This is a genomic window from Micromonospora sp. NPDC047756, assembly GCF_055587245.1.
In genome coordinates this window covers 578,200-603,253 of the sequence record NZ_JBVJGQ010000003.1, presented here as the reverse complement: position 1 = coordinate 603,253, position 25,054 = coordinate 578,200, and the positions used below count along the sequence as shown (strand labels likewise).

Annotated in this window: 20 protein-coding genes; 11 read left to right on the top strand and 9 right to left on the bottom strand. The window is 69.0% G+C overall.

Going from position 1 to position 25,054, the window contains the following annotated elements; genetic code table 11:
* Positions 1–242: 242 nt before the first annotated feature.
* Positions 243–1,205, bottom strand: coding sequence for a PaaX family transcriptional regulator (locus tag ACZ6NZ_RS12085; RefSeq protein WP_465858179.1), 963 nt, complete (start codon positions 1,203–1,205; stop codon positions 243–245).
* 93 nt (positions 1,206–1,298) lie between these two features.
* Between ACZ6NZ_RS12085 and ACZ6NZ_RS12080 the strand changes: the two genes are divergently transcribed.
* The 4 genes from ACZ6NZ_RS12080 (at position 1,299) to ACZ6NZ_RS12065 (ending at position 3,085) form a co-directional block, all read left to right on the top strand.
* Positions 1,299–1,796 (top strand): YcxB family protein, encoded by a 498-nt coding sequence (locus ACZ6NZ_RS12080; RefSeq protein ID WP_366607638.1) that lies wholly within the window; start codon positions 1,299–1,301, stop codon positions 1,794–1,796.
* A gap of 120 nt (positions 1,797–1,916) precedes the next feature.
* Positions 1,917–2,291 carry a cupin domain-containing protein gene (locus tag ACZ6NZ_RS12075; RefSeq protein WP_355006953.1) on the top strand — a complete coding sequence of 125 codons (375 nt, stop codon included), beginning with the start codon at positions 1,917–1,919 and terminating at the stop codon, positions 2,289–2,291.
* Positions 2,292–2,356: 65 nt separating this feature from the next.
* Entirely contained in the window at positions 2,357–2,569 is a 213-nt protein-coding gene (locus ACZ6NZ_RS12070) for a hypothetical protein (protein ID WP_465858176.1), read from the top strand.
* A 99-nt stretch (positions 2,570–2,668) separates the two neighbouring features.
* Positions 2,669–3,085 carry a VOC family protein gene (locus ACZ6NZ_RS12065; RefSeq protein WP_465858174.1) on the top strand — a complete coding sequence of 139 codons (417 nt, stop codon included), beginning with the start codon at positions 2,669–2,671 and terminating at the stop codon, positions 3,083–3,085.
* An 84-nt stretch (positions 3,086–3,169) separates the two neighbouring features.
* Here the strand turns inward: ACZ6NZ_RS12065 and ACZ6NZ_RS12060 are convergent, their stop codons facing one another.
* Both ACZ6NZ_RS12060 and ACZ6NZ_RS12055 read right to left on the bottom strand, forming a co-directional pair.
* On the bottom strand, positions 3,170–4,624 hold the full coding sequence (locus tag ACZ6NZ_RS12060; protein ID WP_465858172.1) for an alkaline phosphatase PhoX: 1,455 nt from the start codon (positions 4,622–4,624) through the stop codon (positions 3,170–3,172).
* A gap of 340 nt (positions 4,625–4,964) precedes the next feature.
* The gene (locus tag ACZ6NZ_RS12055; protein WP_465858170.1) at positions 4,965–6,443 is read right to left on the bottom strand and encodes an arabinofuranosidase catalytic domain-containing protein; all 1,479 of its coding nucleotides are present in this window, start codon (positions 6,441–6,443) and stop codon (positions 4,965–4,967) included.
* Positions 6,444–6,648: 205 nt separating this feature from the next.
* On the opposite strand from ACZ6NZ_RS12055, the gene ACZ6NZ_RS12050 reads away from it, so the two are divergent.
* Positions 6,649–7,662, top strand: coding sequence for a LacI family DNA-binding transcriptional regulator (locus ACZ6NZ_RS12050; protein WP_366607650.1), 1,014 nt, complete (start codon positions 6,649–6,651; stop codon positions 7,660–7,662).
* Positions 7,663–7,672: 10 nt separating this feature from the next.
* Here the strand turns inward: ACZ6NZ_RS12050 and ACZ6NZ_RS12045 are convergent, their stop codons facing one another.
* The 4 genes from ACZ6NZ_RS12045 to ACZ6NZ_RS12030 all read right to left on the bottom strand — a co-directional run bounded on the left by ACZ6NZ_RS12045 (position 7,673) and on the right by ACZ6NZ_RS12030 (position 12,487).
* The gene (locus ACZ6NZ_RS12045; RefSeq protein ID WP_465858168.1) at positions 7,673–9,385 is read right to left on the bottom strand and encodes an amylo-alpha-1,6-glucosidase; all 1,713 of its coding nucleotides are present in this window, start codon (positions 9,383–9,385) and stop codon (positions 7,673–7,675) included.
* 56 nt (positions 9,386–9,441) lie between these two features.
* Complete coding sequence (locus ACZ6NZ_RS12040) at positions 9,442–10,266, bottom strand: carbohydrate ABC transporter permease (RefSeq protein ID WP_366607654.1); 825 nt, start codon at positions 10,264–10,266, stop codon at positions 9,442–9,444.
* Positions 10,263–11,126 carry a carbohydrate ABC transporter permease gene (locus ACZ6NZ_RS12035; protein WP_465858165.1) on the bottom strand — a complete coding sequence of 288 codons (864 nt, stop codon included), beginning with the start codon at positions 11,124–11,126 and terminating at the stop codon, positions 10,263–10,265. The genes ACZ6NZ_RS12040 and ACZ6NZ_RS12035 overlap by 4 nt, the downstream gene beginning before the upstream one ends.
* A 122-nt stretch (positions 11,127–11,248) precedes the next feature.
* Positions 11,249–12,487, bottom strand: coding sequence for a sugar ABC transporter substrate-binding protein (locus tag ACZ6NZ_RS12030; RefSeq protein WP_465858163.1), 1,239 nt, complete (start codon positions 12,485–12,487; stop codon positions 11,249–11,251).
* A gap of 338 nt (positions 12,488–12,825) precedes the next feature.
* Here ACZ6NZ_RS12030 and ACZ6NZ_RS12025 point away from each other — a divergent pair, with 338 nt between their 5' ends.
* Together ACZ6NZ_RS12025 and ACZ6NZ_RS12020 are read left to right on the top strand one after the other, a co-directional pair.
* Positions 12,826–14,622, top strand: a complete 1,797-nt coding sequence (locus tag ACZ6NZ_RS12025; protein WP_465858161.1) for an RICIN domain-containing protein — start codon at positions 12,826–12,828, stop codon at positions 14,620–14,622.
* 263 nt (positions 14,623–14,885) lie between these two features.
* On the top strand, positions 14,886–16,391 hold the full coding sequence (locus ACZ6NZ_RS12020; protein WP_465858159.1) for an arabinofuranosidase catalytic domain-containing protein: 1,506 nt from the start codon (positions 14,886–14,888) through the stop codon (positions 16,389–16,391).
* An 82-nt stretch (positions 16,392–16,473) separates the two neighbouring features.
* On the opposite strand, the gene ACZ6NZ_RS12015 is transcribed toward ACZ6NZ_RS12020, so the two are convergent.
* Positions 16,474–17,823 carry an extracellular catalytic domain type 1 short-chain-length polyhydroxyalkanoate depolymerase gene (locus tag ACZ6NZ_RS12015; protein WP_465858157.1) on the bottom strand — a complete coding sequence of 450 codons (1,350 nt, stop codon included), beginning with the start codon at positions 17,821–17,823 and terminating at the stop codon, positions 16,474–16,476.
* Between the two features lie 253 nt (positions 17,824–18,076).
* On the opposite strand from ACZ6NZ_RS12015, the gene ACZ6NZ_RS12010 reads away from it, so the two are divergent.
* The 3 genes from ACZ6NZ_RS12010 (at position 18,077) to ACZ6NZ_RS12000 (ending at position 22,813) form a co-directional block, all read left to right on the top strand.
* Complete coding sequence (locus tag ACZ6NZ_RS12010; RefSeq protein WP_465858155.1) at positions 18,077–19,084, top strand: PaaX family transcriptional regulator; 1,008 nt, start codon at positions 18,077–18,079, stop codon at positions 19,082–19,084.
* Positions 19,085–19,541: 457 nt separating this feature from the next.
* Positions 19,542–20,999 (top strand): endo-1,4-beta-xylanase, encoded by a 1,458-nt coding sequence (locus ACZ6NZ_RS12005; protein WP_465858418.1) that lies wholly within the window; start codon positions 19,542–19,544, stop codon positions 20,997–20,999.
* A 425-nt stretch (positions 21,000–21,424) separates the two neighbouring features.
* Positions 21,425–22,813 carry an RICIN domain-containing protein gene (locus tag ACZ6NZ_RS12000; RefSeq protein ID WP_465858153.1) on the top strand — a complete coding sequence of 463 codons (1,389 nt, stop codon included), beginning with the start codon at positions 21,425–21,427 and terminating at the stop codon, positions 22,811–22,813.
* Between the two features lie 60 nt (positions 22,814–22,873).
* Here ACZ6NZ_RS12000 and ACZ6NZ_RS11995 read toward each other — a convergent pair whose 3' ends face one another.
* Positions 22,874–23,644 (bottom strand): FadR/GntR family transcriptional regulator, encoded by a 771-nt coding sequence (locus ACZ6NZ_RS11995; RefSeq protein ID WP_366611339.1) that lies wholly within the window; start codon positions 23,642–23,644, stop codon positions 22,874–22,876.
* 146 nt (positions 23,645–23,790) lie between these two features.
* Here ACZ6NZ_RS11995 and ACZ6NZ_RS11990 point away from each other — a divergent pair, with 146 nt between their 5' ends.
* Complete coding sequence (locus ACZ6NZ_RS11990; RefSeq protein ID WP_465858151.1) at positions 23,791–25,053, top strand: ABC transporter substrate-binding protein; 1,263 nt, start codon at positions 23,791–23,793, stop codon at positions 25,051–25,053.
* Position 25,054: the final 1 nt, after the last annotated feature.

Sequence of the window (25,054 nt, the reverse complement as noted above, 5' to 3'; positions counted from 1 at the left end):
GCGGCGGGTGTGTCACTCGCGCCCCGACGAGAGGTGGTCAGCGCTGGCCACGGATCCGGTCGACGTGAACGCGTCGCGGCCCGCGCGGCGGCCGTGCCCTCGGTCGCCACTGCCCGCTCATTCAGCGCCGGCGACCGCCCGGCCGCGGTCCCTGCAGGCGCTCCGATGGGAGCTGTATGCAGTTACTATCACTGTCGCAATGAAAAGTGTCAATGTCTGGTTGACTCTGACCGGCCGCGACGTCATCCACCGGCGAGTGGGCCGCCGCCGTGCTTTCCGCCGGTCGGCTCCGGCCGCGAAGAATCCCTCGACGCCTGAAAGTGGGTGATCCACGAGGCGGCATCCGGCCAGTGCGGAGTTGCCACCTCGATCAGACGCGCCTGAGCGAGCGAGCCGAGCGTGGTGTGGATGTCGAGGAAGGTCTCCCTGGCCTCCTGGCGGGGCCAGGGCTGCGGCAGCAGATGCGGGGGGAGGTCCGGGTCGACGTCGGCGAACTTCCGCCAGGAATCCATCGCGGAGGTCCGGGCCACCAACGCCCGGGCCGGGTCCACCTCCCCGTTGCGCGCGGCCGCTCGCAGCTCCGCGTACTGCTCGACGAAGATCGAGTACGCGGACGCGAGGCTCGTCAGGTCGTACGCGGAAGCCGGCCCGTGCAGCCCCGCCTCCTCGTCGAACCGGGCGTGCAGGACCGACCACCGGGCACCCTCGACGTGGTGCAGCAGCGCGTGCAGCGCCTCCCGCGCTGGCGCGGCGTCGGATCCCGGCCGGATCCACACGCTGTCGTACAGGCCCACGAAACCCAGTGCGGTCAACGACCTGCGGAGCGCGTGACGGGACGCCTGGCCGGCGTTCGGAACGGAGAAGGAGGCCAGCACCCATTCGCCGGTCCAGGGCGTCGGGTGGGAGCCGAAGTTCAGGAAGTGCCGCATCCGGGAGCGGTGCTTGGCGATCGCCTGCGGTGTGAGGTGGTAGACCGGCGACCGGCCCTTCCTCCGCGTCGCGATGAGACCACGCTTGACCAGCCGGGACAGCGCGGCACGGGCACTGGACTCGCTGATCCCGAACTCCCGCAGAATCGCGATGACCGCGGCCGATGGCAGGTCGGCGTCGGAGGAGTCGAGGTACTCGCCGAGCACTGTCGTCAGCAGATGCTGCGGGCTCGACCCCGCCTGGGCCCGGGGCACTCTGACGTCGTCGGCGTTCACCTCATCAGACTGCCGCACCCGGATGACCGAAGCCGGCCAGGTAGGGCGGGGCAAGGCGCTCTCCCGGGCGGGCGGAGGCACTATCGTTCTGGCGTGCACATCCGTTTCGACGTCCCCGCCGATCCCGCCTACCCGAGCCGGGTGGCCGCGGCGCTCGGCAACGTCCGGCTCCGCAGATTCGGCTACATCGGGGCGGTCCTGACCGCGGTCGGGGTCATCGGTCTCGTCGTCTCGCGAGGGCTCGGGTGGGGCGAGCGGAGTTCACCGCTATGGACCGCGCTGGTCGTGGGCGGCGTGCTGTCGATGCTGTACCGGCCGTGGGTGCTGGCCCGCGCCCGACGCCGTTCCGGTAACTACGCCGTCGAGGGCGCCTACGACATCACCGATGACAACATCATGATGCGCAGCGGCTCGGAGTCCGGCGGCATCGCCTGGGACGGGGTTGCCCAGGTGCGCGACGCCGGAGACTTCTGGGTCGTGTACGTCGGCCGGATGCCGGCGACCGTGATCCCCCGTTGGCTGATGTCCCCCGGGGATGCCGAGACGCTGCGCGCGTACATGACCGAACGAGGGCTGTTGCCCCGTCGGTGAACCCGGCTGCCGCCTCCGTGTCGGCATCCCCGCCCCTGATCGCCTGCGGCTACCTATTCTCGACTGGAATGCACCAGTTCGAGCAGCGGCCGTCGGCCTGACGGCTCACAGGAGGCTGTCATGAGCACCAAGGATCGACCCGCGGGGATCAGCCCCACAGCGGTGGAGTCGGCACCAGGGCTGTGGCGGATCGATCTGCAACGGCACGACCTCAGCATCCCCGGGCGGGAGGTCATTCAGACTCGGGTGGAGTTCACTCCGGATTCGCCGCCGTTCAAGCATTTCCACCCCGGCGAGGAGATCATCTGCGTTCTCCAGGGAACGCTGGAATACCGGCTGGACGGGCAACCGCCCATGGTGTGCAATCCCGGCGACGCGCTGACGGTCCCGTACGGCGTGCACCACCAGGCCCGCAACGTCGGCGACGGCATCGCCGTCGAACTGGCCACGTACGTCGTCGAGAAGGGGAAACCACTGCTCACCAAGGTGGAGTGAGCACCTGCGGCCGGTCATCGATCACCGCCGTTTGCCCGATCGGCGCGCTGGGCAGAAGGCACACCATGACGAATGAACGGGCGAAGTCTGTCGGTCGGTACACGATGCGGGTCCTCGGCGTACTGGCGATCGTCGTGGGCGTGCTGGGGGTCGTCTCCAGCCTGGCCCAGAACAACCTCGTCGGGGTGATCCTCGGCGTCATCTTCGTCGCCGGCGGAGCGATCCTGGTCAAGCGCTCGGGCGTGGCGGCGACACCGAGAGCGCAGAGCACGCACTGACGTCTGCGGGGCCGTCGTCGGTGCCCTGGGTGCGGTGCGCGTCCCCTGCCGCCCGGGGTGAGAGGGCAGCGGCGGCAGCGCGACTCATAGGGTGAACGGATGTCGGTCAAGCAGGTTCAAGTGACATTCGACTGCGCCGAGCCGGTGCGCGTCGGCCGTTTCTGGTGTGAGGTGCTGGGTTACGTCCCGCCGCCGGTCCCGGAGGGGTTCGCCTCCTGGGCGGACGTCAATTCCGAGCAGGGTTCGTGGTTTGCGTGCAGTGACCCGTCGGGGGTGGGCCCGCGCCTGTACTTCCAGCGGGTGCCCGAGGGCAAGATCGTCAAGAACCGGGTGCACCTCGACGTGCGGGTCGGCACCGGGCTGGTGGGGGAGGAGCGCCTGGCCGCCCTCGAGGCCGAATGCGCGCGGCTGATCCCGCTCGGCGCGGTCCGCGGGCAGTTGTTGCTCGCCGACGGCGAGAACGAGTCGTGCCTCAACATGCAGGACGTCGAGGGCAACGAGTTCTGTCTCGACTAGGGCCGCCCGCCGCCCGTCTCGTGAGCGCGGCCGAGTCTGTGGGGGGCCGGGCGGGGTCGCCCGGCCCCCCACACTCGGGCTCGCTCAGCCCAGGTACTTCTCCCAGGGGCCGGTGATGGCCAGGGTGAGGCCCGGGTCCTGCATGTTGACGAAGAGCACCTTGCCGTCCGCGCTGAAGGTCGGCCCGCAGAACTCCGAGTCGTTGAGCTGGTTGCGGGCGATCGCGTACGTGGGCCCGCCCGGGATCGTGCTGAGTACGTGCGAGGCGCCGGACCCGTCCTCGGCGAGCACGAGGCTTCCCCACGGGGTGACCGTGACGTTGTCCGGGCCGTCGAAGGTGATGTCGGTGTACTTGACCGGCGTGCCCTCCTCGGACTGCGTCTGGTGCGGGAAGTACGTCACCAGCTGGATGGTCTGGTCCTTGAAGTTGTAGAACCAGACCATGCCGTCGTGCGGTGCCGCGTCCGCCGGCAGGTCACCCTCGTCCCAGGCGTACGAGTTGACCACGTACACGCCCTCGTCGGTGGCCCACACGCCCTCGAACTTGCGTCCGCGGGTGACCTGGCCGTCGGCGAACTGCTCGCGTACCGGCGTGGTGCGCGCGTCGCGGTCGGGCACCTCGATCCAGCGCACCGGGAAGGGGCGGCCCAACTGGGCGGAGGTCAGGTAGGCGACGTCCGGCAGCACCGAACCGTCATCCATGATGATCTGCATCGCGGCGAGGACGCCGGCGTTCGGTGCGAGGCGGGTCAGCACGCCCGGGCCCAGCTTGACGCCGTGGGGTGCCGTCCAGCGGTAGAAGAGGCCGTTGGGCTCGTCGGCGTCCTCGGAGAGGTAGACCCGGGTGCGGTCCTTGTCGACGGCCACTGCCTCGTGGGAGTAGCGGCCCAGGCACTTGATCGGCTTCGGGTCGGCGCTGCCGTCGGCCCACACCTCGAAGACGTAGCCGTGGTCCTTCTGGTAGACGCCGGACCGGCTGCCCTCCTCCCACGTGTCGCCGGCCCGGTCCTCGGCCTCCTCGCAGGTCAGCCAGGTGCCCCAGGGGGTCGGCCCGCCGGCGCAGTTGGAGATGGTGCCGGAGAGCGCGACGAACTCACCGAGGTTGCGGCCCGCGAGGTCCGTCTTGATCACGGTGCAACCGCCGGCGTCGACGGCGCCCGCGTCGTAGACAGTGCCCTTGACGTGCGGTACGCCGAACTCGGCGCCCGGGTCGATCTCGTGGTTCTGGATCAGCGTGTACCGGCCGTGGCCGGCGTCGTAGACGGCCATGCCGTCGTGGTCCGACGGGGTGGTGCCCTGACCGCGGTCGAGCCGGGTGACGCCGGTCCGGGTGACCACCGTGTACCGGAAGCCCTTGGGCAGGGCCAGAATTCCCTTGGGGTCGTCCACGAGCGGCGGGAAGGGCACAGTGCCGGGCTTCACGGGCGGGTGCGGCCGGGCCGGGCTGGCCTGGGCCAGGGACGGCAGGCCGCCCGCGACGGCAATGCCGACGCCGGCGGCGGCGCCACTGGCGAGAAAGGTACGGCGAGACGAAGGCACGTGGATCAACTCCTGGTCAGGGCAAGTGCGACGACTGGCAGCCAACTCCTTCGGGTGGACAGCGACACGTCACCAGTGGGATCGGGTGGTGACATCGGCGTTAAGAATCAGGGTCACGCACGCGTCGCCAGGCCATCCGGATTGACCGACGGCCGAGCCGCCACCTGATCGCGGCAGTCGGCGTGCTCGGTCCTGGCGGGGCTGGTGACGAGTTCGAACTGCCGAACGACCTCGGCGCGAGGTTGCCGTGGCGCGGGTGATCCGGCGCGATTGAGTCGTCGGTGGTGCCGCCCCCGGCGGTTGTGCCGGGGGCGGCACCACCGATCGATCATGCGGTGGGTCAGCTACGGGTGGACCACTGCTGGTTGGCGCCGCCGTTGCACGCCCACAAGATGATCTTGGTGCCGTTGGCGGTGCCGGCGGCGTTGGCATCGAGACACAACCCGGACAGCACACTGGTGATGGTGCCGTTGCTGTTGACGTTCCACTGCTGGTTGTTCTGACCGTTGCAGTCCCAGATGATCACCTGGGTGCCGTTGGCCGTGCCCCGGCCGGAGGCGTCCAGGCACTTGTTGCCGTACACCTGGAGTTGTTTGCCAGCGGTGTAGGTCCAGCGCTGGGCGGTGCTGTTGCTGATGCAGTCCCAGAGCTGGACCTGGGTGCCGTTCGTGGTGCTGGCGTTCGGCACGTCGACGCAGCGGCTGGACTGGCCACCCACGACCTGGACGTTCTGTTGCGGGTTGCCGCCGCCGGCCGGCGCGTAGGCAGCGGCGTTGATGTTGGCCTGGACGGCGTTCTCGGTGGCCGCCGTCGGGTAGCCGGAGGTCAGCACGCCCTCGAAGAAGGTGCCGCGACCGGTGATGCTGTTGTCACCGCCGATGCCGAGCAGGATGGCGCCCTCCTTCTTCATCGGGTGGTAGCCGCTGGGGCGTGGCCCGTCGAAGTAGGTCGTCAGACTGCCGGCCTGGGCGTTGCCGCCCCGGATCGCCCAGTGGTTCGGCTCGCCCTTGACCATGGCGGTGACGAAACGGTGGTTGATCGACGCGATGTTGTTGTAGCCCGCGTTGACGCCGGAGAACAGTCCCCACTCCAGGTCGGCCATGATCCAGGGACCGGCGCCAGCCCCGTAGCCCCACTGCTTGTTGGCGCCGAAGTAGACGGTCTCCATGATGGCGCGTTCGTCGGCGAGGTTGTTGGTCTGCGCGTTGCCGTAGTCGAAGCAGCACCACTGGTTGTAGTGCGTGCCGTCGACGACCGCGTAGATGCCCTCGGGCTGGTCGCCGGTGGCGACACCGTTGGTGTTGTTGTTGCGGTAGCCGGTGCCGGGGGCGATGTAGACGCCGTACGCCTTCTGCCCGCCGACGGTGACCGGGGCCGCCTTCGCGTCGGCGAGGTTGTCCCATCCGCCGGGGGCGGGGCCGGCGAAGCCGCCGGGTGGTGCCTGGGTGAGACGGTTGTTGCGGCCGGACTGGTCGTAGATGATCGTGATGACGCAGGTGGTGTTGGCGCAGAACGTGTCCTGGGTGGCGGCGTTGGCGTAGCCGCCCTCGCTGAGCACGCCGACGTCCCGGGTGGTGTTGTCCGACGATCGTCGGACCTGGTAGAGGGGGCCGTTGTACGCGCCGTACAGCGCGCGGGTGGTGCTGTGCGCGGCCACGCACGGCGTGCCGCCGGAGGCGTAGATGTCGCACGGACCGGTGCCGGCGGCGTGGGCGACGCCCGGGGCGTCCGAGACCACGTAGGCGCCGGCGCCGACGACGAGGACGAAGAGGGTCCCGGCGGCGGCCATCAGGCGACCCAGCTTTCTCTGCACGTTCATCGGGTCCTTTCGGGTGCGTGGTGGGGGTGGGTTGCGGCGACGGAATTGACGTCACACGTCATACCTGTGACATTAATGGTCGTCCATCTATTGACGCTAGTTGGCACACGTTGGTCATCGATCGATGAGCCTGAGGACGGATATGCTGGTCGGCGGAGGAAGGTGCGTCCCCGTGTCGGGGCAAAAATCGATTCGAGGGCGATTGATGAACATCGGGGAGATCGCTCGCCGGGCGGGGGTGTCCCGCAGCACCGTTTCCTACGTGCTCAGCGGAAAACGCAGCGTGTCGGCAGCGACCCGGCAACGGATCCAGTCGGTCATCGACGAGTTGGACTACCGGCCGAACGCCAGCGCCCGTGCACTCAAGGAGGGGCGCACCCGCACCCTCGGGCTGGTCATCCCGCCGGCGAGCCAGCGGCTGACCGACATGCAACTCGGCTTCGTCGCCAGCGTCGTCGAAGCCGCCGCCCGCCACGACCTCGACGTGCTGCTGTCCCCCTCCGGTGGCGACCATGACCGGTCGTTCGAGCGGATCGTCACCGGGCGACGGGTGGACGGTGTGGTCCTCATGGAGATCCGGCTGGCCGACGACCGGGTGACCCGGCTGACCAAGGCCGGGCTGCCGTTCGTCACCATCGGGCGGACGGCCGAGCCGCACGGGATGAGCTGGATCGACATCGACTACGCCGGGCTGATCGCCCGATGTGTGCAGCACCTGGCCGACCTGGGGCACCGGCACGTGGCACTCGTGAACCGGTCCGCCGAGTTGGTGGCCGCCGGGTACGGCCCCAGTCATCGCGCGCTGACCGGCTTCCGCACGGCGGCGGCCGAGCGGGGGTTGACGGGCGTGGAGGTGTGCAGCGGCGACGACACCGCCTCCGGTGAGGCGTGTATGGAGCACCTGCTCGCGACGCACCCGGAGGTCACGGCGGTGGCCACCATCAACGAGGCCGCACTGCCCGGAATACAGCGGGCGTTGACCGGTGCCGGGCTGTCCGTGCCACGCGACTTCTCCGTCACCGGAGTCGCCGCGCAGCACTGGGCGGAGGATTTCCGCCCGCCGCTGACCGCCGCCGACGTGCCGATGGTCGAGATGGGCGCCGAGGCGGTGTCGCTCCTTCTGGAGATCATCGCGGCTCCCGGCGCCGTGCCACGACACCGCCTCTACAGCCCGCCCATCTCGTTGCGATCCAGCACCGGCCCGGTCCGGGGCCGCTGATCCGACCCGACTATCCGCCCCGGACCCGCCGCTGCTCCTGGGCGGCGGCGAGGATGAGATAGCTGCTGGCGGTCCAGGTGTAGGCGCGGTCCCGCAGCCCGGTGCCGGTCTCGGCGTCGAAGTTCTCCGCGAAGCCGGACTTCTCACACAGCGCGAGGAACCGCCGGCTGATGTCGTCGGCGATCCTGGTCTGCCCGGCCCGGCGCAGGCCGTCCTCGACCAGGACGGTGGAGGGCGCCCAGATCGGGCCGCGCCAGTAGCCGTCAGCGAGGTAGTGGGCCGAGTCGGTCGGCTCGGTGGCCAGCCCGTGCGTGGTCAGGTGGGTCTCGACGCCGCGCGCCAGCGCGGCGGCGACCGGGGCCGGAAGGTCGGCCCCGAGCGCGACCGGCATCAGGTCGAGCAGGCTGCGGCTGGCTCGCCGGTGCCCGGTGTGGGGGTCCCGGGCGTGGAAGCGTTCGCCGTCCCACAGGTCGCGCAGCATGGCTCCGTGGATCCGGTCGGCCTCCCGGGACCAGCGGGTGCCGGGCTCACCCAGCTCGGTGGCGAGGTCGGCGAGACAGCGAAGCTGCGAGACCAGGAACGCGGCGAGGTCAGCCGTCTCGAGGACCCGGTTGTCGTCGAAGGTGGTGGCGTTGTCCCAGCCACTGTCGTTGCCGTGCTGGTAGTGCGGCAGGTCGTGGCCGGGGGCGCGTCGCGCGTCGAGCCAGAACCCGGTCCAGCGGGCGAGCCGGTCGTACGTCTGCGCCAGCGCCGCCCGGTCCGGCGGCTGGGGAAGGCGTCGACGCAGGTGCCGCAGGGCCCAGCCGTGGATGGGGGGCTTGACGTAGTTGTGCAGTACCTCGGAGTGGGTGACCGAGTCGGGGAGGGCGCCGGTCTCGTCCTGGTGGTCGAAGGGCAGCTGGAACTGGTGCCAGGCCAGCTCCGGCTCGCCGGCCGCCAGGGCGATCGCGTTGAAGCAGTGGTCCCAGCTCCACACCTTGTCCATCCAGTGCTTGGACATCAGGACGGCGGGTCGGGTGACGAAGCCCGCCGGGGCGACGGTGGCCGACCACAGGACGTACGCGGCCAACTCGGCGGCCGGTGTCTCCGGGCCGCGCCAGGGCGCGATCGCGTCGACGAACGCGGTGAACTCCGCGAACCGGTCGCGGCACAACTGCTCGAAGGTGACGGATCCGCGGTACGGGCGGCGAGCGGTGGCGTACTCCTCGATCGCGATCTCCCAGGGCTGGTCGCCGGGAAGGTCCAGGGAGCGGTCGGCGGTGCCGAGCGCCTGCGTGCCCCGGGTGCGCAGCGCAGCGCCGGAGAGCACGGTGACCCGGTAGCGGCGACCGGTCTCGTACGAGGTGAACACATGTGATCCGTCGACCGGGTCGGCGTACAGGTAGCTGCCGCTGAAGGGGGTGAGGGTCTGTGCGGCGGCGGCCACCCGCAGGCCGAGCCGGTGCCCCCGGATCCGCAGGGTGTCCGGCCCGTCGTAGACGGCCTCGATCCGGTCGTTCCCGTTGCGCCAGGTCAGCAGCGCGGGCGTGGCGACGACAGTGGTGCCGGCGACCGTGGGGGTGAGCCGCAGTACGGGGTGCATCCCGGTCTGGTGCGAGACCAGGTGCAGGTCGTCGGCGTACGTCTTCTCGGCTACCACCGGGGAGATGTTGAACCAGGATCCGCGGTAGCTGAACGGGATGTCCTGGATTCCGAACTCCGGACCGGACGGGGCGACGGTCATGGGTGGCGGGTGCCTCTCTGTGGTGCGGGTGGTCGGTCCTGGACCGCCCCGGTTGGTCAGTCCTTGACGGCGCCGGCGGTCACGCCCATCGAGACGTAGCGCTGGGCCAGGACCAGCAGCACGGCGGCGGGGATCGAGGCGACGACGGCGGTGGCCATGATGGCGTTCCACTGCTGGTTGTTGTTGCCGATGTAGTGGTAGATGCCGAGGGTGATCGGCTGGTGGTCGCCGCCCCCGGCCAGGGTCGAGGCGAAGATGAAGTCCGACCAGGACCACAGGAACGCGAAGAGCGACACCGTGACGATCGAGTTGCGGCTGACCGGCAGCACGACCGACCAGAAGGTCCGCAATCGACCGGCGCCGTCGACCACGGCGGCCTGGAGCAGCTCGTCGGGGATGCCGGACATGAAGGCCGTGAAGATCAGGACAGCGAACGGCACCGCGAGCGTCGTGTCGGCCAGGATCAGGCCGGGCAGCGTGTTGAGGACGCCGAGGGTGAGGAAGATGGCGTAGAAGCCCATCGCCATGATGATTCCCGGGATCATCTGCGCGATCAGCAGCAGGAAACTCAGCGCCGGGCCGCCGGGTGGCCGGAGCTTCGCCAGCGCGTATCCGGCGGGGGCGGCCAGCGCCACGGTCAGGGCCACAGTGCCGAGGCCGACCAGGAAGCTGGTGCCGAGGTACGGCAGTTGCTGGTCGAGCACCGCCCGGTAGCCGTCCAGGGTGCCGTTGGTGGGGAACAGGTGCGGGGGACTGGCTCGCATGTCCTGGTCCCGGGTGAAGGACACGTTGATCATCCAGTAGACGGGGAAGAGCATCAGCCCGGTCAGCACCAGGCCGACGCCGGTCTTCCACCAGGCCCGCGGCGTGGAGGTGGTCATCGCAGCTGCTGCCTCCGTTCGATCCGGATGTAGACGAGCCCGGCGATCAGGGCCAGCACGATGAGCAGGTTGCCGACGGCCGCGCCCGGCCCGAACTCGGGCAGCAGGTTGCCGAAGCCGAGCCGGTACGACCAGGTGGCCAGCGTTGCCGAGGAGTCGGTTGGACCACCCTTCGTCATGATCCAGATGATGTCGAAGACCTTCAGCGTGTAGATCAGCCCCAGCAGCAGCGTGATCAGGGAGACGGGACGCAGCAACGGGAAGGTGATCCCCCAGAACCGCTGCCACCCCGTCGCGCCGTCGAGCGCGGACGCCTCGTACATCTCGGTCGGTATCGCCTGCAGGCCGCTGTAGAGCACCACCAGGTTGAACGGGATGCCGATCCAGACGTTCGCGATGATCACCGAGGTGAGTGACCAGCCCGGCGAGGTGAGCCAGTTGACCGGGTCGACCCCGACGACGCCGAGCGCCGCGTTGACCAGTCCCGAGTCGCTGTTGAGCAGCCACGACCAGGTCGACGCCGAGACGATCAGGGGCAGCAGCCACGGTACGAGGATCAACGCCCGCAGCGTGCGCGACAGCGGAAAGTGCTGGTGGAAGAAGAGGGCCAGGGCCATGCCGATGGTGAACTGGAAGGCGAGCGAGGCCGCCGTGAAGACCACGGTGTGGGTCAGCGTCGGCCCGAAGGCCGGGTCGGTCAGGACCGTCCGGTAGTTGTCGAGGCCGGCGAACGGCGCCCCGCCCTGCACGAACGAGCGGACCGTGTACTCGCGCAGGCTCAACTCGACGTTGCGGTAGAGCGGGTAGGCGTAGAAGGCCGCCAGGTAGATGGTGACGGGTGCCAGAAAGCCCCACGCCATCCATCGATTGGGCCGGCGGGCGCGGGACGGGGGAGGCCCGGATGGGGCGGCGGCAGCCGCCCCATCCTGGTCTCGTACGGCAGTGGTCTCGGTCGTGGAGGGCATGGTGTCGGTTGGGCTCGCTACCTTGATGCGGCGGCGGTCTGCGCGGCGGCCAGTGCCTCCTGTGGCGACTTCCCGCCACTGAGGGACGACTGCACCGCGGTCCACAGCGCCTCGGAGATCTTCGGGTACTTCGTGCCGAGGTTGTCACCGGTGCGGCCCTTGGCTGCCCGGACCGCCTCCACCCAGACCTTGAGCTTGGGGTCCGCTGTGGCCTGTCGATCCTGCACGGCGGCGACGGGTGCGACGTAGGACAGCGTGGTGTCCGTGGTGAGGAGGTTGTCGGCGTTGGTCAGGCAGGTCACGAGCTTCTGCGACGTCTCGTACCGGCCGGTCTTCTTCTGCACCGGAATGGAGACGAACTCACCGCCGGTGGGCGCCGGGGCCGGGCCGCCCGCGCTGGCCGGGATCGGGATCGTGCCGTACGAGAAGCCGAGCTTCTCCGCGTTGGCCAGCTGCCAGGTGCCGTTCTCGGCGAACGCGTAGTCGCCGGTGGCGAACTCCTGCCAACTCGTGGTCTGGGTGTTGTTGATGACGGAGTTCGGGGCGTGGCCCTGCTTGAGCCAGTCGGTCCAGAGCGTCAGCGCGGACACCGCCTGCGGTGAGTCCAGACTCGTCAGTTGGGCGCCCGACCCCCAGAACCAGGGCAGGAACTGGAAGCTGCCCTCCTCGGTGCCGATCGCGGAGAAGGTGATGCCCTTCTTTCCCTTGGCCTTGACCGTGGTCAGTGCCGCGGTCAGCGAGACCCAGTCCTTGACGGCGGCGGGATCGACGCCGGCGGCGGTGAGCAGGTCCTTGTTGTAGTAGAGGGCGAGGGTGTTCGCCCCGATCGGCACGCCGTAGGTCTTTCCGTCGCTCTGGCCGGCGCCGAGCAGGTTCTTCTCCATTGCCGAGACGTCGAGCTTGTTGTCGTCGGTGGTGGTGAGCGCACCGGCTTCGGCGAGGGTGGAGATGACCGGGTTGTCGACGATCAGGACGTCCGGCGAGTTTCCCTGCTGGGCGGCGAGCAGCGCCTTGTTGGTCAGGTCGGTGGTGTCGTATCCGGTCCGCTCGACGGTCACCCCCGCGTCGGTGCCGCACTTCTTGAGCAGTGCCACCCACTCGGAGTCGTCGGCGAACTGTGGATACGGGTCCCAGACGAGGTAGGCGCCGCTGTCCGCGGGGCCGTCGTCGGACGACGAGCAGGCGCTGCCTGTCACTGCGGCGAGAGCTATCACGGCGACGGCGGCCAGGCGCCGCCGACGACTGAATCCGGTCATGTGGTGCCTCACTTCAATCGATCGTCAGGTGGGGTTCGTCGGTTGATCGTCGCGGGTTGGAGCAGCCCAACCATGAGGCGAACCGATTCGACGAATCGGTTCGCCCGAAGATAGGTCTGGCCGTGCCCGGAGGTCAAGGGTCAGTTGGTCGCGCCGGGAGGATGGCTGGGCAACATGGGCGTTACCGCGCCGTCATTTCATTGACATCGTTCAGTCTCCGGTCCTACGATCCGTGCGAATCGATTCGCAAGCGCTGCCCTCTCGGAGAGCGTCCCCCGCGCCCCACCAAGGAGCCGCCCGTGAAAACCCCGTCCCCCGGCCGGTCAGGACGAGGCCGCGTGTTCGTGGCCCGACTCGTCGTCGGCCTGCTCGCCGCCGCTGCCGCCGTCACCGTCGTCCCGTCCCCCGCCCAGGCTGCCGACGAGTCGATCAGCGTCAACTTCGCCACCACGAATGGTGCGCCGACCTACCGCGCCTCCGGCTGGATCTACGGCATGACCGAGAACGCCAGCGGTCCGGCCGACCACTTCTACCGGGACGTCAAGTTCCAGTACATGCGCGCCGGCGGCGCGCAGTTGCCGGGCAGTGGCTGGGTCGGAGGCACCTACGACCGTCGCTGGAACTCCACCCTCGCCCAGGCGCGTCGCACCACAGCCCTCGGCGGAAAGTTCATCATCCTGCCGCACGACCTCTGGGGTGCCGACGGCGCCGGGATCTCCCGCTTCCCCGGTGACAACGGCAACTGGACCGACTACGACAACTTCCTGACCCGGCTGATCAGCGACGTCCGGGCGTCCGGGCTGTCGGTGCAGTGGGACATCTGGAACGAGCCCAACATCACCATCTTCTGGAACCGGCCGATCTCCCAGTACCTGGAGCTGTGGCGGCGCACCTACCAGCGCATCCGCGCGGAGTTCCCCAGCCAGCTCATCGTCGGGCCGAGCTGTGCCTGCGTACCGTCGACCAACCACGCCTTCTGGAACCAGTACCTGGACTTCGTCCGCTCGACGAACACGGTGCCGGACATCATCAGCTGGCACTCGCTGCCCGGTGACCCGGTCGCCAACGTCGCCGCCGCCAACGCCACCCTCGACCCGCGCGGCATCGCCCACCCGCGTCCCTACCAGATCAACGAGTACGGCGCGCCCGACGAGCAGAACCCGGCCGACGGCGCGTGGTACATCGCGCGCCTGGAACGGGCCCGGGCCGACGGCCTGCGGGCGAACTGGGCCAGCGGCGGCAGCTTGCACAACGACCTCGGCAACCTGCTGATTCGCAACTCGGCCGGCCAGCACCAGCCCAAGGGGGAGTGGTGGAACTACCGCTACTACGCCTCCCAGGTCGGGGAGATCGTCGCCGTGACCCCCAGCCAGTCGTACGACGCCTACGCCACGAAGACGGCCGGAGTGGCGAAGGTCCTGGTCGGTGGTGGTCGTACCACCGGGAACCTGACCGTGAACCTGCAACGCCTGGACACCACCAGTGGGATCGTGCAGAACAACCAGGTCCGGGTCCTCACCCAACGCATCCCGCACAACGGTGGCGGTGCGGTGGCGGGGCCGGTCACCGTCTCGAACAGCGTGGTCGGGGTGTCCAACAACAACGCCACGGTGACCCTGCCGTACACCAACCAGACCGACACGTACACCGTCACGCTGCTGCCGCCGTCCGACGGTGGCTTCCAGTCGGTGGCGGTGGCCCAGCACTCCCAGCAGTGCCTCAACAACCCCGGCGTGGGCACCGCCGACGGCAACGTCCAGCAGCAGAACTACTGCGACGGTGGTGACCAGCAGCTCTGGAACTTCGTCCCGGTCGCCGGTGTGGCCAACACCTACACCGTGGTCAACCAGCAGAGTGGCAAGTGCCTCGACGTCAGCGGCGTGTCCACCGCCGACGGCGCGGCGGTGCACCAGTGGACCTGCCTCAACAGCTCCAACCAGCAGTTCGCTCTGCGTAAGGTGACCTACTCGGGCAACGACTCGCACGACTACCAGCTCGTCGCCCGGCACAGTGGCAAGTGCGTCGATGTCAACGCGGTCTCCACGGCGGCCGGCGCGCTGGTCCACCAGTGGACGTGCAGGGCCGTGAACCAGGGCAGCCCGTTGAACCAGACGTGGCGGCTCCTGGGGCGGTAGGCGTTTCGAGGAGGTGACGCGCCGGCTGATCGACCAGCGGTCGGCGCGTCACCCCTCCGTTACCGCATTCATTGACATAAATAAAACAAAGGTCATACGATTCGCTGCGAATCGATTCGCCACCGCCACCACCCTCCCCGTGGCGCGTCGACACATCCCCCCGCGCTTCCACGACTCCGAGGAGCCGCCTCGTGCGAAATCCGTCCCCCGTCGGGCCCGGAAAGGCCCCTCACCTCATTCCGAGGCGTCAGCGCGCCCGCCGTATGAGCGCCCTGGCGGGTGCTCTCGTCGCCGCTCTCGTCGGCATCGGCGCCGCCCCCGGTGCCCCGTCGCCGTCCGCCGAGGCCGCCGCCGCCCCGATGGCCGCCGCGATCGAGCCGGGGCAGAGCACCCGGATCATCGGGACGCCGTCCGGACGCTGCCTCGAAGTGCCGAACTCCAGCACCACGAACGGCACCCAGACACAACTCTGGGACTGCAACGGCGCTGCCGGCCAGACCTGGACGTGGACGTCGAGCAGGCAGCTCCAGGTGTACGGCAACAAGTGCCTGGACGCCTCCGGCCGGGGCACCGCCAACGGCACCCAGGCGATCATCTGGGACTGCAACGGCCAGAACAACCAGCAGTGGAACGTCAACAGCAACGGCACCATCACTGGCGTGCAGTCCGGGTTGTGTCTCGATGCCAACGCCGCCGCCACCGCCAACGGCACCAAGATCATCCTCTGGGCGTGCAACGGCGGCGCCAACCAGCAGTGGACCTCGCCGACCACCACCACCCCGCCGCCGACCAACCCGCCGACCGGCGCGCGCCCGTGCGACATCTACGCCTCCGGTGGCACCCCGTGCATCGCGGCGCACAGCACCACCCGGGCGCTCTACGAGGCGTACGCCGGCAACCTCTACCAGGTCCGACGCTCGTCGGACAACACGACCCGCAACATCGGGCTCACGGGCATCGGCGGCACCGCCAACGCCTCGACGCAGGACTCGTTCTGCACCGGCACGACCTGCGTGGTCACCGTGGTCTTCGACCAGTCCGGGCGCGGCAACGACCTCTGGTACCAGGGGTCGAGCGTCGTTCCGGGCTCCCCGCAGAGCAGGCCGGCGATCGCCACCTCGGAGTCGCTGACCGTGGGCGGCGCGAAGGCGTACTCGCTCTACATCAACCCGGGCAACAGCTACTGGCGCGACGGGCACCTCACCGGAGTGCCGACCGGCGCGGCGCCCGAGGGCATGTACATGGTCACCAGCGGCACCCACGTCAACAGCGGATGCTGCTTCGACTACGGCAACAGCGAGACCACCCGTAAGGCCGACGCCGCCGGGGCGATGGACGCCATCAACTTCAGCAAGCAGTGCTGGTTCGGCGGCTGCTCCGGCAGTGGCCCGTGGGTGCAGGCGGACCTGGAGTGGGGTCTCTTCCCGGGCGGCAGCAGCTCCTGGAACCCGAACCAACGCTCGTTCACCAGCAAGTTCGTCACCGCGACGCTGAAGAACAACGGCACCACCCGATTCGCCATCAAGGGCAGTGACGCGCAGGCTGGCAACCTCTACACGCTGTACGACGGCTCGCTCCCGCCGGGATACAGCCCGATGAAGAAGCAGGGCGCGATCATCCTGGGCAGCGGCGGTGACTGCTGCAAGCCCGACGGCGGCGCCAACCTGAGCGCCGGCACCTTCTACGAGGGGGCGATGGTCGCCGGCTACCCGTCCGACGCGGTCGAGAACGCCGTACAGGCCAGTGTGGTGAACGCCGGCTACCGCTGATCCTGACCACGCCGAACGAGTCGTGCGCCGGTCACCACCTCGTGGTGACCGGCGCACGCTCGTGTGGACGTCGACCCCGCTCTCAGGCGACGGTGCAGGACGCGCCGTTGAGGGTGAACGAGGACGGCCGGGCGTTGTTACCGCTGTGGCTGGCCTGGAAGCCGAAGCTCACCGAGCCGTTGGCGGGGATGCCGCCGTTGTAGGCGACGTTGCGGGCTGTCACCTGCCCCGAGTTGGGCGAGTAGGTGGCGTTCCAGCCCGAGGTGATGGTCTGCCCGCTGGGCAGAGTGAAGACCACGGACCAGCCGTTGACGGCACTGGTGCTGGTGTTCGTGACGGTGATGTTCTCGGTCAGACCGGTGTTCCAGGCGTTGATGGCGACCGTCACCCGGCAGGCGCCGGAGGTCGGCGGCGGCGTGGTCGGGGGCGGCGTGGTCGGGGGCGGGGTGGTCGGGGGCGGGGTGGTCGGCGGCGGGGTGGTCGGGGGCGGGGTCGTGGTGTTGGTCAGTCCGAAGAACGCGATGGCGGACGCGGCCATCCCACCGGAGGGCAGGCTGTGCCCGGCGCCCTGGATGCTGTACGCCTCGACCTGGACGGTGCCGCTGCTGTCGGCGTACCGGCGCCGGTTCCAGTTGGCCTGGGGCGTGTCGGTGGAGGTGGGTGTCTGGCTCAGCCCGAACACGTTGGTCCACTGCTCGATCGTCTCCTGCAACAGCGAGTACGGCACGAGCGTGTCGTTGGTGCCGTGCCACAGCTGCACCCGCGGCCGGGGCCCGGAGTAGCCGGGGTACGCCTGGCGCACCGCGTCGCCCCACTGCTGAGGGGTCCGGTTCATGTTCCCGCCGGTGCACTGGCTGCTGCCGGGCGGGTAGTCCGCCGCGTTGGCGAAGCAGTTGTACGGCACCCCCATGAACGCGGCGCCAGCCTTGAACACGTCGGGATAGAGGGCCAGCATGTGGTTTGTCATCATGCCGCCGGATGAGCTGCCGGTGGCGTAGACCCGCTCCGGGTCGGCCGAGTACTGCTGTTGTGCGTACCGGATCATGCTGATGATCGACACCGGATCGCTGCCCCCACCACGCCGCTTGGCGGCGTCCGACCAGGTGTCGAAGCAGTTGCCGAAGCCGGCCTGCTGGGTCGCGGACGGGTAGATCACGATGTATCCGTACCGGTCGGCCTGGCTGGCGAACTCGCTTCCGGAGTAGAACCCGGGGCCGGACCCGCCGCAGCCGTGCATCGCCACCACGACCGCCGGCCGGGCCGGGCGGTTGTCCGGCACGTAGACGTGCATGCGCATCCGGCCCGGGTTGTCGCCGAAGCTGGTCACCTCGGTCAGTGACGCCGCGTACGCGGGCCCGACCGTGGGGGCCACCAGGCCGGCCGCGACCAGTGACGCGGCCAGCGCGAGTAGCAGTTTCCTTCTGATTTTCACCGCACGACTCCTTCGATTGCCTGTGCAGGCTGGATTGGTCGGGCGATCCGGTCGCGGGTCTGCCCGACTCCCGCGGTGATCGCACACAATGCCCGCTACCTGTTGACTCGCCCAGCCCTGCTCCGGATGGCGTCGCGTGGCAATTAGTGTTCCGCTCGGACCAGCAAGTGTCAATCGAGGAATGTCTATTTGCAGCACGGCGCGCCCGTCCGTCTACAGTCGTCATACCGTCCCCGAGGAGCACGGAGCGCCTGTGGCAAGCCTCTTCGACATCGACGAGATCTATCCGGACGACGGCGACCACACCCTCCGCCTGCCCCGCCGGCAGGTCGGCAACTCACCCCAGGGTGTCGCGGTGACCCTGCTGGCCGACTACACGCTGCGGACCCGGGTCGCCCTCCCGTCCGCCGCCATCGTCGCGTTGCTCGGGGAGACCGGCGTGACGACGGCCGGAGCGCGGACCGCGATCAGCCGGCTGGCCCGCCGTGGCGTGTTGGAGGGCAGTCGACTGGGGCGACGCAGCTCCTACCGGCTCAGCCGCGCCGCGGCCGCCAACCTCTCCGCCGGAGGGCGCTGGATTCTCGCCTCCACCGCCTCGACGGGCCGGTGGGACGGTAGCTGGACGATCGTCGCCTTCTCGCTGCCGCAGGACCGCAGTACTCAGCGCCGGGCGCTGCGGGCGCAACTTCGGTGGCTCGGTTACGCGCCGCTGTACGACGGGCTGTGGATCTCGCCGCAGACGTTGACCCCCGCGGCTCGGGCCCAGCTCGACCAGCTCACCCTCGGCGCGGTCACGGTGTTTCGTGGGCGGCAGACCGCGCTCGCCTCGACCATCCACCGTGCGCCGATCGAGGCCTGGGACATCGAGGCGATCAGCCGGAGCTACGACGTGTTCCTGCGTCGCTGGACGCCACTGTTGCCCGCCGTGGCGTCCGGGCAGGTCGACGGCGCCGCGGCGGTGCGGGCCCGGACCGAGGTCATGGACACCTTCCGACGTTTCCCCGTCCTCGACCCGCAGTTGCCGGTGGAACTTCTTCCCCGGGAGTGGCTCAGGCAGCCGGCGCGGGAGCTGTTCGCAGCCGTCTACGACGGCCTCGCCGCCCCCGCCGAACGACACGTCCGGGCGGTCGTCGAGCGGTTCGCCGACGCCGCGCAGCCCGGCATCAGTGCGCACACCACCGCCGATCTCGTCGCCGGCGTACGCGTCGATGCCGAACCGGCGCACCCATCGGCGAGTGGCACGACCGCCGGGTGTTCGTGAGCTGCTCGGCAGCCGCTGCCGGGTGACGACTGTGAGCGATAACAGGATTGCCCTCTGAAGTGATCCCGACGGCCCGGCGGTGCGGCTCGTCCGCTGGTCGCGCGGCGTTGAGCACTGTCACCTCGCGCGTTTCGGCCCGGGCGAAACGCGGCGTTCCGGGAGATCGGCGTGAACGGCCCGTTACGTCTTGACGAACGGCATGTTATCGCTCACTCTCGATATAGAGGACGATCGCTGTCTTGGCTCACCGGGCGAGCCGTACGGATCGTGCCTCCGATAACGACGTCCGCAAGGGCATGCGGCCGTCACCTCGGGATCCGGCAGATGCCGGCGACAGCCCTCGCAGACCTGCGTGCTGATGTCGGACGCCAGGAAGACCGTCCCGACCGGTCGCCCCGAGCGAAGTGGCACATCACCACCACCGATGCAACCACTGAAAAGGAACGCCATGAAACCCATGAGAACGATGCTGGCGGCGGCGACCATGGCCGTCGCCCTCACCACCGGCATGACGGTGGCGCTGACCCCCGCATCCGGTGCCGGCACGACCCTGAAGGCGGCCGCCGCCGAGAAGGGCCGCTACTTCGGCGCTGCTGTCGCCGTCAACAAGCTGTCGACCAGCGCCTACACGACGATCCTGAACCGTGAGTTCAACGACGTCGTGGCCGAGAACGAGATGAAGTGGAGCTCCACCGAGCCGCAGCAGAACAACTTCACCTACTCCAGTGGTGACCGCCTGGTCAGCCACGCGCAGGCCAACGGCATGGGCGTGCGGGGCCACACGCTGTTGTGGCACGCGCAGCAGCCGGGCTGGGCGCAGGGCATGTCGGGCAGCGCGTTGCGCAACGCGATGATCAACCACGTCACCCAGGTCGCCACGCACTACCGCGGCAAGATCCACTCGTGGGACGTGGTGAACGAGGCGTTCGCCGACGGCGGTTCGGGTGGCCGGCGCGACTCGAACATGCAGCGCACCGGCAACGACTGGATCGAGGCGGCGTTCCGGGCGGCGAAGGCTGCGGACCCGGGCGCGAAGATGTGTTACAACGACTACAACACCGACGGGATCAACGCGAAGTCGACGGGCATCTACAACATGGTGCGCGACTTCAAGTCCCGTGGCGTGCCGATCGACTGCGTGGGCTTCCAGTCGCACCTGGGCACCTCGCTGGCCGGTGACTACCAGGCCAACCTGCAGCGCTTCGCCGACCTCGGCGTGGACGTCCAGATCACCGAGCTGGACGTGATGACCGGCGGCAACCAGGCCAACATCTACGGCGCCGTCACCCGCGCCTGCCTGGCCGTCTCGCGCTGCACCGGGATCACCACCTGGGGCGTGCGGGACTGTGACTCGTGGCGTGGCTCGGACAACGCGCTGCTGTTCGACTGCAACGGCAACAAGAAGGCCGCGTACACCGCCGTCCTGGACGCCCTCAACGGCGGCTCGACCCCGCCCACCACGCCCCCGCCGGGCTCCGGCGTGGACACCAGCGCCTGGTACGTGTTGTTGAACCGCAACAGCGGCAAGGCACTGGACGTGTACGCCTCGGCCACCACCGACGGGGCGCGGATCAGCCAGTGGGCGCGCAACAACGGCGTCAACCAGCAGTGGCAGTTCGTCGACTCGGGGAGTGGCTACTACCGGGTGAAGTCCCGCAACTCCAGCAAGGTGCTCGACGTCAGCGGCTTCTCCACCGCTGACGGCGGCGCGATCGTGCAGTGGTCCGACCTCAACGGCACGAACCAGCAGTTCCGCATCGCGAACTCGGCCGACGGCTACGTTCGGCTGATCAACCGCAACAGCAACAAGGCGGTCGAGGTGCAGGGCGCGTCCACCGCCGACGGCGGAAACATCGTCCAGTACGCCGACTGGGGCGGCACCAACCAGCAGTGGCAACTGGTCCGGATCGGCTGACGACCGGCGTCATCAACCAGGTGAGCGGGAGCTGCCGGCCGCTCGGGATCCGGCCGGTGCCCGCCCCCGGCGAGGTGTGACCAGTGGCGGCCCGCCCCCATCCGGGGCGGGCCGCCGTGGCCGTCAGGCGACCCGTGGCGGGATCCTGCGGATCGATGGCAATCGTTTGACGTATGACGTATCACCCGCTAATTTTCTCCCCGCGGGCCACCCGGCCACCGGGAGCCAGGACGTCGAGCCGCGCCCCTCGTGCGGCCTGCCACGAAGCCCGGATCGTGGCATCGCCATCGACGTACGCCGTTTGTCGTGGGTTGCCCGCACACCCCACCCAGACGTGCTGACGCCACCACCATGACGCCGGTACGCACGCCACGGCACGCGCGGGCGCCCCCGCTCGTGGGTGACCCCGATCGAAGGAGTGGACCATGAAAGCCCTCGCTGAGGCTCGTCCCGCCTCTCGGCACAGATCTCGCTGGCGCTCAGGGTTGGCCGCGGCGGCGGCCACGGCCATGGCAGCCAGCGCACTCGTCGCGGTCAACGCGGCGCCCGCGGCGGCAGCGACAGTGGACACCAACGCCTCGTACGTGCTGGTGAACCGCAACAGCGGCAAGGCGTTGGACCTGTACGCCTCCGCCACCAACGACGGCGCGCGGATCAGCCAGTGGACGCGTAACAACGGCGTCAACCAGCAGTGGCAGTTCGTCGACTCCGGGGGTGGCTACTACCGGATCAAGTCGCGGCTCTCGGGCAAGGTGCTCGACGTCAGTGGTTTCTCCACCGCTGACGGCGGCGCGATCGTGCAGTGGTCCGACCTCAACGGGACGAACCAGCAGTTCCGGCTGGCCGACTCGGACGGCGGCTACGTTCGGCTGATCAACCGCAACAGCAACAAGGCGGTCGAGGTGCAGGGCGCGTCCACCGCCGACGGTGGAAACGTCGTCCAGTACGCCGACTGGGGCGGCACCAACCAGCAGTGGCAGCTCGTCGCCGTCGGCGGTGGCACCACCCCTCCACCGTCGGGTGGTAGCGGGTGCGGCAAGGCACCGACGCTGGCCAGCGGCACGCACACGATCCAGAGCAACGGCAAGAGCCGGACCTTCATCCTCCGGGTGCCCGCCAACTACAACAACAGCAACCCCTACCGGCTGATCTTCGCCTTCCACTGGCGGGGCGGCACCATGCAGGAGATCTCCTCCGGCGGCACCAGCGGGACGGCCTGGTCCTACTACGGGCAACAGGAGCAGTCGAACAACAGCGCCATCCTGGTGGCGCCCCAGGGATTCGGTAACGGCTGGGGCAACTCCGGCGGTGAGGACATCACCTTCGTCGACGACATGATCACCCGGATCGAGAGCAGCCTCTGCGTCAACCCGAGGCAGCGGTTCGCGCTCGGCTTCAGTTGGGGTGGCGGCATGAGTTACGCCGTCGCCTGCGCCCGAGCCAACGTCTTCCGGGCCGTCGCGGTCATCTCCGGCGCGCAGATCAGCGGGTGCAGTGGTGGAACGCAGCCGATCGCGTACTTCGGGCTGCACGGCATCTCGGACAATGTCCTGAGCATCTCCCAGGGCAGGGCGCTGCGCGACACCTTCGTCCGCAACAACGGTTGCACCGCCCAGAACCCGCCCGAGCCGGCCGGCGGCAGCCGCGCCCACATCACCACCGTCTACTCCGGCTGCAGGTCCGGGTACCCGGTGCAATGGGCCGCGTACGACAACGGCCACATGCCCGGTCCGGTGGATGGCACCTACTCCGAGAGCGGCGTCACGACCTGGACCAAGGGTGAGATCTGGAGGTTCTTCGCCCAGTTCTCCTGACCTGTTCGGCGGCGTCCGCTCCCGTACACGGGGGTGGGCGCCGTCGGTCGTCCGGGACGATCAGCGTTCGAGGCGGCCGGGGCTCCCCGAGCCACTGCGGCGGACCAGCCAGGCCTCGGTGATGTGGGTGAACATCGCCTCGGCGGCGCCGTTGGAGTCGTGGGCGGCGATGCGCTCGTAGATGCGTCGGTGACCCTGGTTGGACGCCACGCACAGCGCGCGCTCGGTCCGGCCCATGTAGCGGGCGGTGTTGATGACCTGGCTCTCCAGCGCGCGGACGACGCCACGGGCGATGCGGTTGCCGGATGCCTGCATGATCGTGTCGTGGAAGGCCCGGTCGTGGTCGTGGTAGGTGACGTGGTCGTCGACGAGTTCGTCCATCCGGTCCACCATGGCGCGCAGTCGATCAACGGTCTCGGCGTCGGCATGGCGGGCGGCGACGTTCGCCATGTCGGACTCCAGCACCCGACGGGTGACGACCAGGTCGTCGAGGATGGCGAGGCTGTCGTCAACCGCGATGGTCGCCGCGAGGACCAGCTCGTCGAGCATGTCCCAGTGCGCCGGCGGGGTCACCATCGTGCCGGCGCCCTGGCGGACCTGCACCAGCCCCTTCTCCTGAAGGATCTTGACGGCTTCCCGGACGACGGTCCGGCTCACGCCGAAGGTCTCGCAGAGGATCGGCTCGGGGGGTAGGGACGACCCGGACGGATGTACGCCGCGGACGATTCGCTCCACCAGTTCGGCCGTGACCGCCCTGGCGAGGTTGGTCGGCCGACGCACCCATGCCGGGGTCCCCGGGCTGTTCAGGGCTGTGTCCTGCGGTGGCGTCATGTCCCCCTCCGATGGCTCGCCGTGGCACGACGTCCGGATCAGTGTACGGCCGACCGTTGACGTAACACGTCATACGAGTTACCTTCCGGTCAACATTTGGCTAGCGGGGCGCCCGCCGGCCACCCCCCATATAGAGGTGACAACTGATGAGACAGCGCGCAATATGGTCGGCCGTCCTCGTTGTGGGCCTGGCCCTGGCCGGTTGTGGAAGTGCTAGCGATTCGGGCAAGTCGACCAGCTCCGATGGCAAGTTGGTCGTGTGGGACTGGAAATCCGGCGAGCCATTCGCCAAATCCTATCTGGACAAGGCCAAGGCCGACTTCAAGAAGAAGCACGCCGACGTCGAGGTCGAGTTCGTCGCGCAGCCGTTCGACCAGTACTACACCCTGCTCGGCGCGGCGATTCAGTCCGGCAAGGGCCCCGACGTCATGATGTTCAACGGTGGTGGCCAGATCCGCGACCGGGTGGACGCGTTGGTGCCCATCACCGACTACGTGGCCGAGGACAAGCAGCGGCTGGCCGGATGGGACGCGTTCACCAAGGACAGCAAGGTCTACGGCAGCCCGGTGACGCTGCAGGGCTACCCGATCTACTACAACAAGGAGATCTACCGGAAGGCCGGCCTCGACCCGGCCAGCCCGGCCACCACCTGGGACAAGTTCGTCGCGGACTGCGCCGCCATCGCCAAGGCCAGCTCCAGGTGCTTCGCCCTCGGCAACAAGGAGGGCGTCGGCATCCAGTTCTGGCTCTCCAGCATGGGGTCGGTCACCCTCACCGCCGCGGAGTACGACGCCTGGATCACCGGCAAGCGTGACTGGACCTCGCCCAACGTGAAGCGGGTCTTCGAAACGTGGAAGGAGACCGGCGACAAGAAGATGAACACGGACGGGGCCAACTCGACCGCGATGTTCAACGACTCCTTCGCCGCCTTCCAGTCCGGCAAGGCCGCCCACGTCATGGGCCTCATGTCCGACGTCGGGCACTGGAAGTCCTTCAACGAGTTCCTCACCGCGGAGAAGCTCGGCGTCATGAAGCCCCCGGTCGTCACCGCCGGCACCACCCCGAGCCTGCCGTACGACGGTGGCATCGGCTACGCCGTGGCCAAGTGGACGAAGGACCCGAAGGTGGCCGCCGACCTGGTGCGCTCCCTGACCTCGGCCGACGCGTTGAAGGCGTTCTACGCCGACGCCGGCGCGATCGCCGCCGACATCACGATCGACGTCTCGCAGGCCGGCCCGGCTGCCTCCACCATCGTCGCCGAGCTCAAGACCGGCAAGCCGGCTCTGCACGTCGCGCTCTCCTCGAAGACGATCGACCTGATGGGGCGCCTCTCCCAGCAGCTGCTCAGCGGTTCGATCACCGTCGACGAGGTGGTGAAGCAGTTGGCCGCTTCCGACCAGGCGGGCTGAC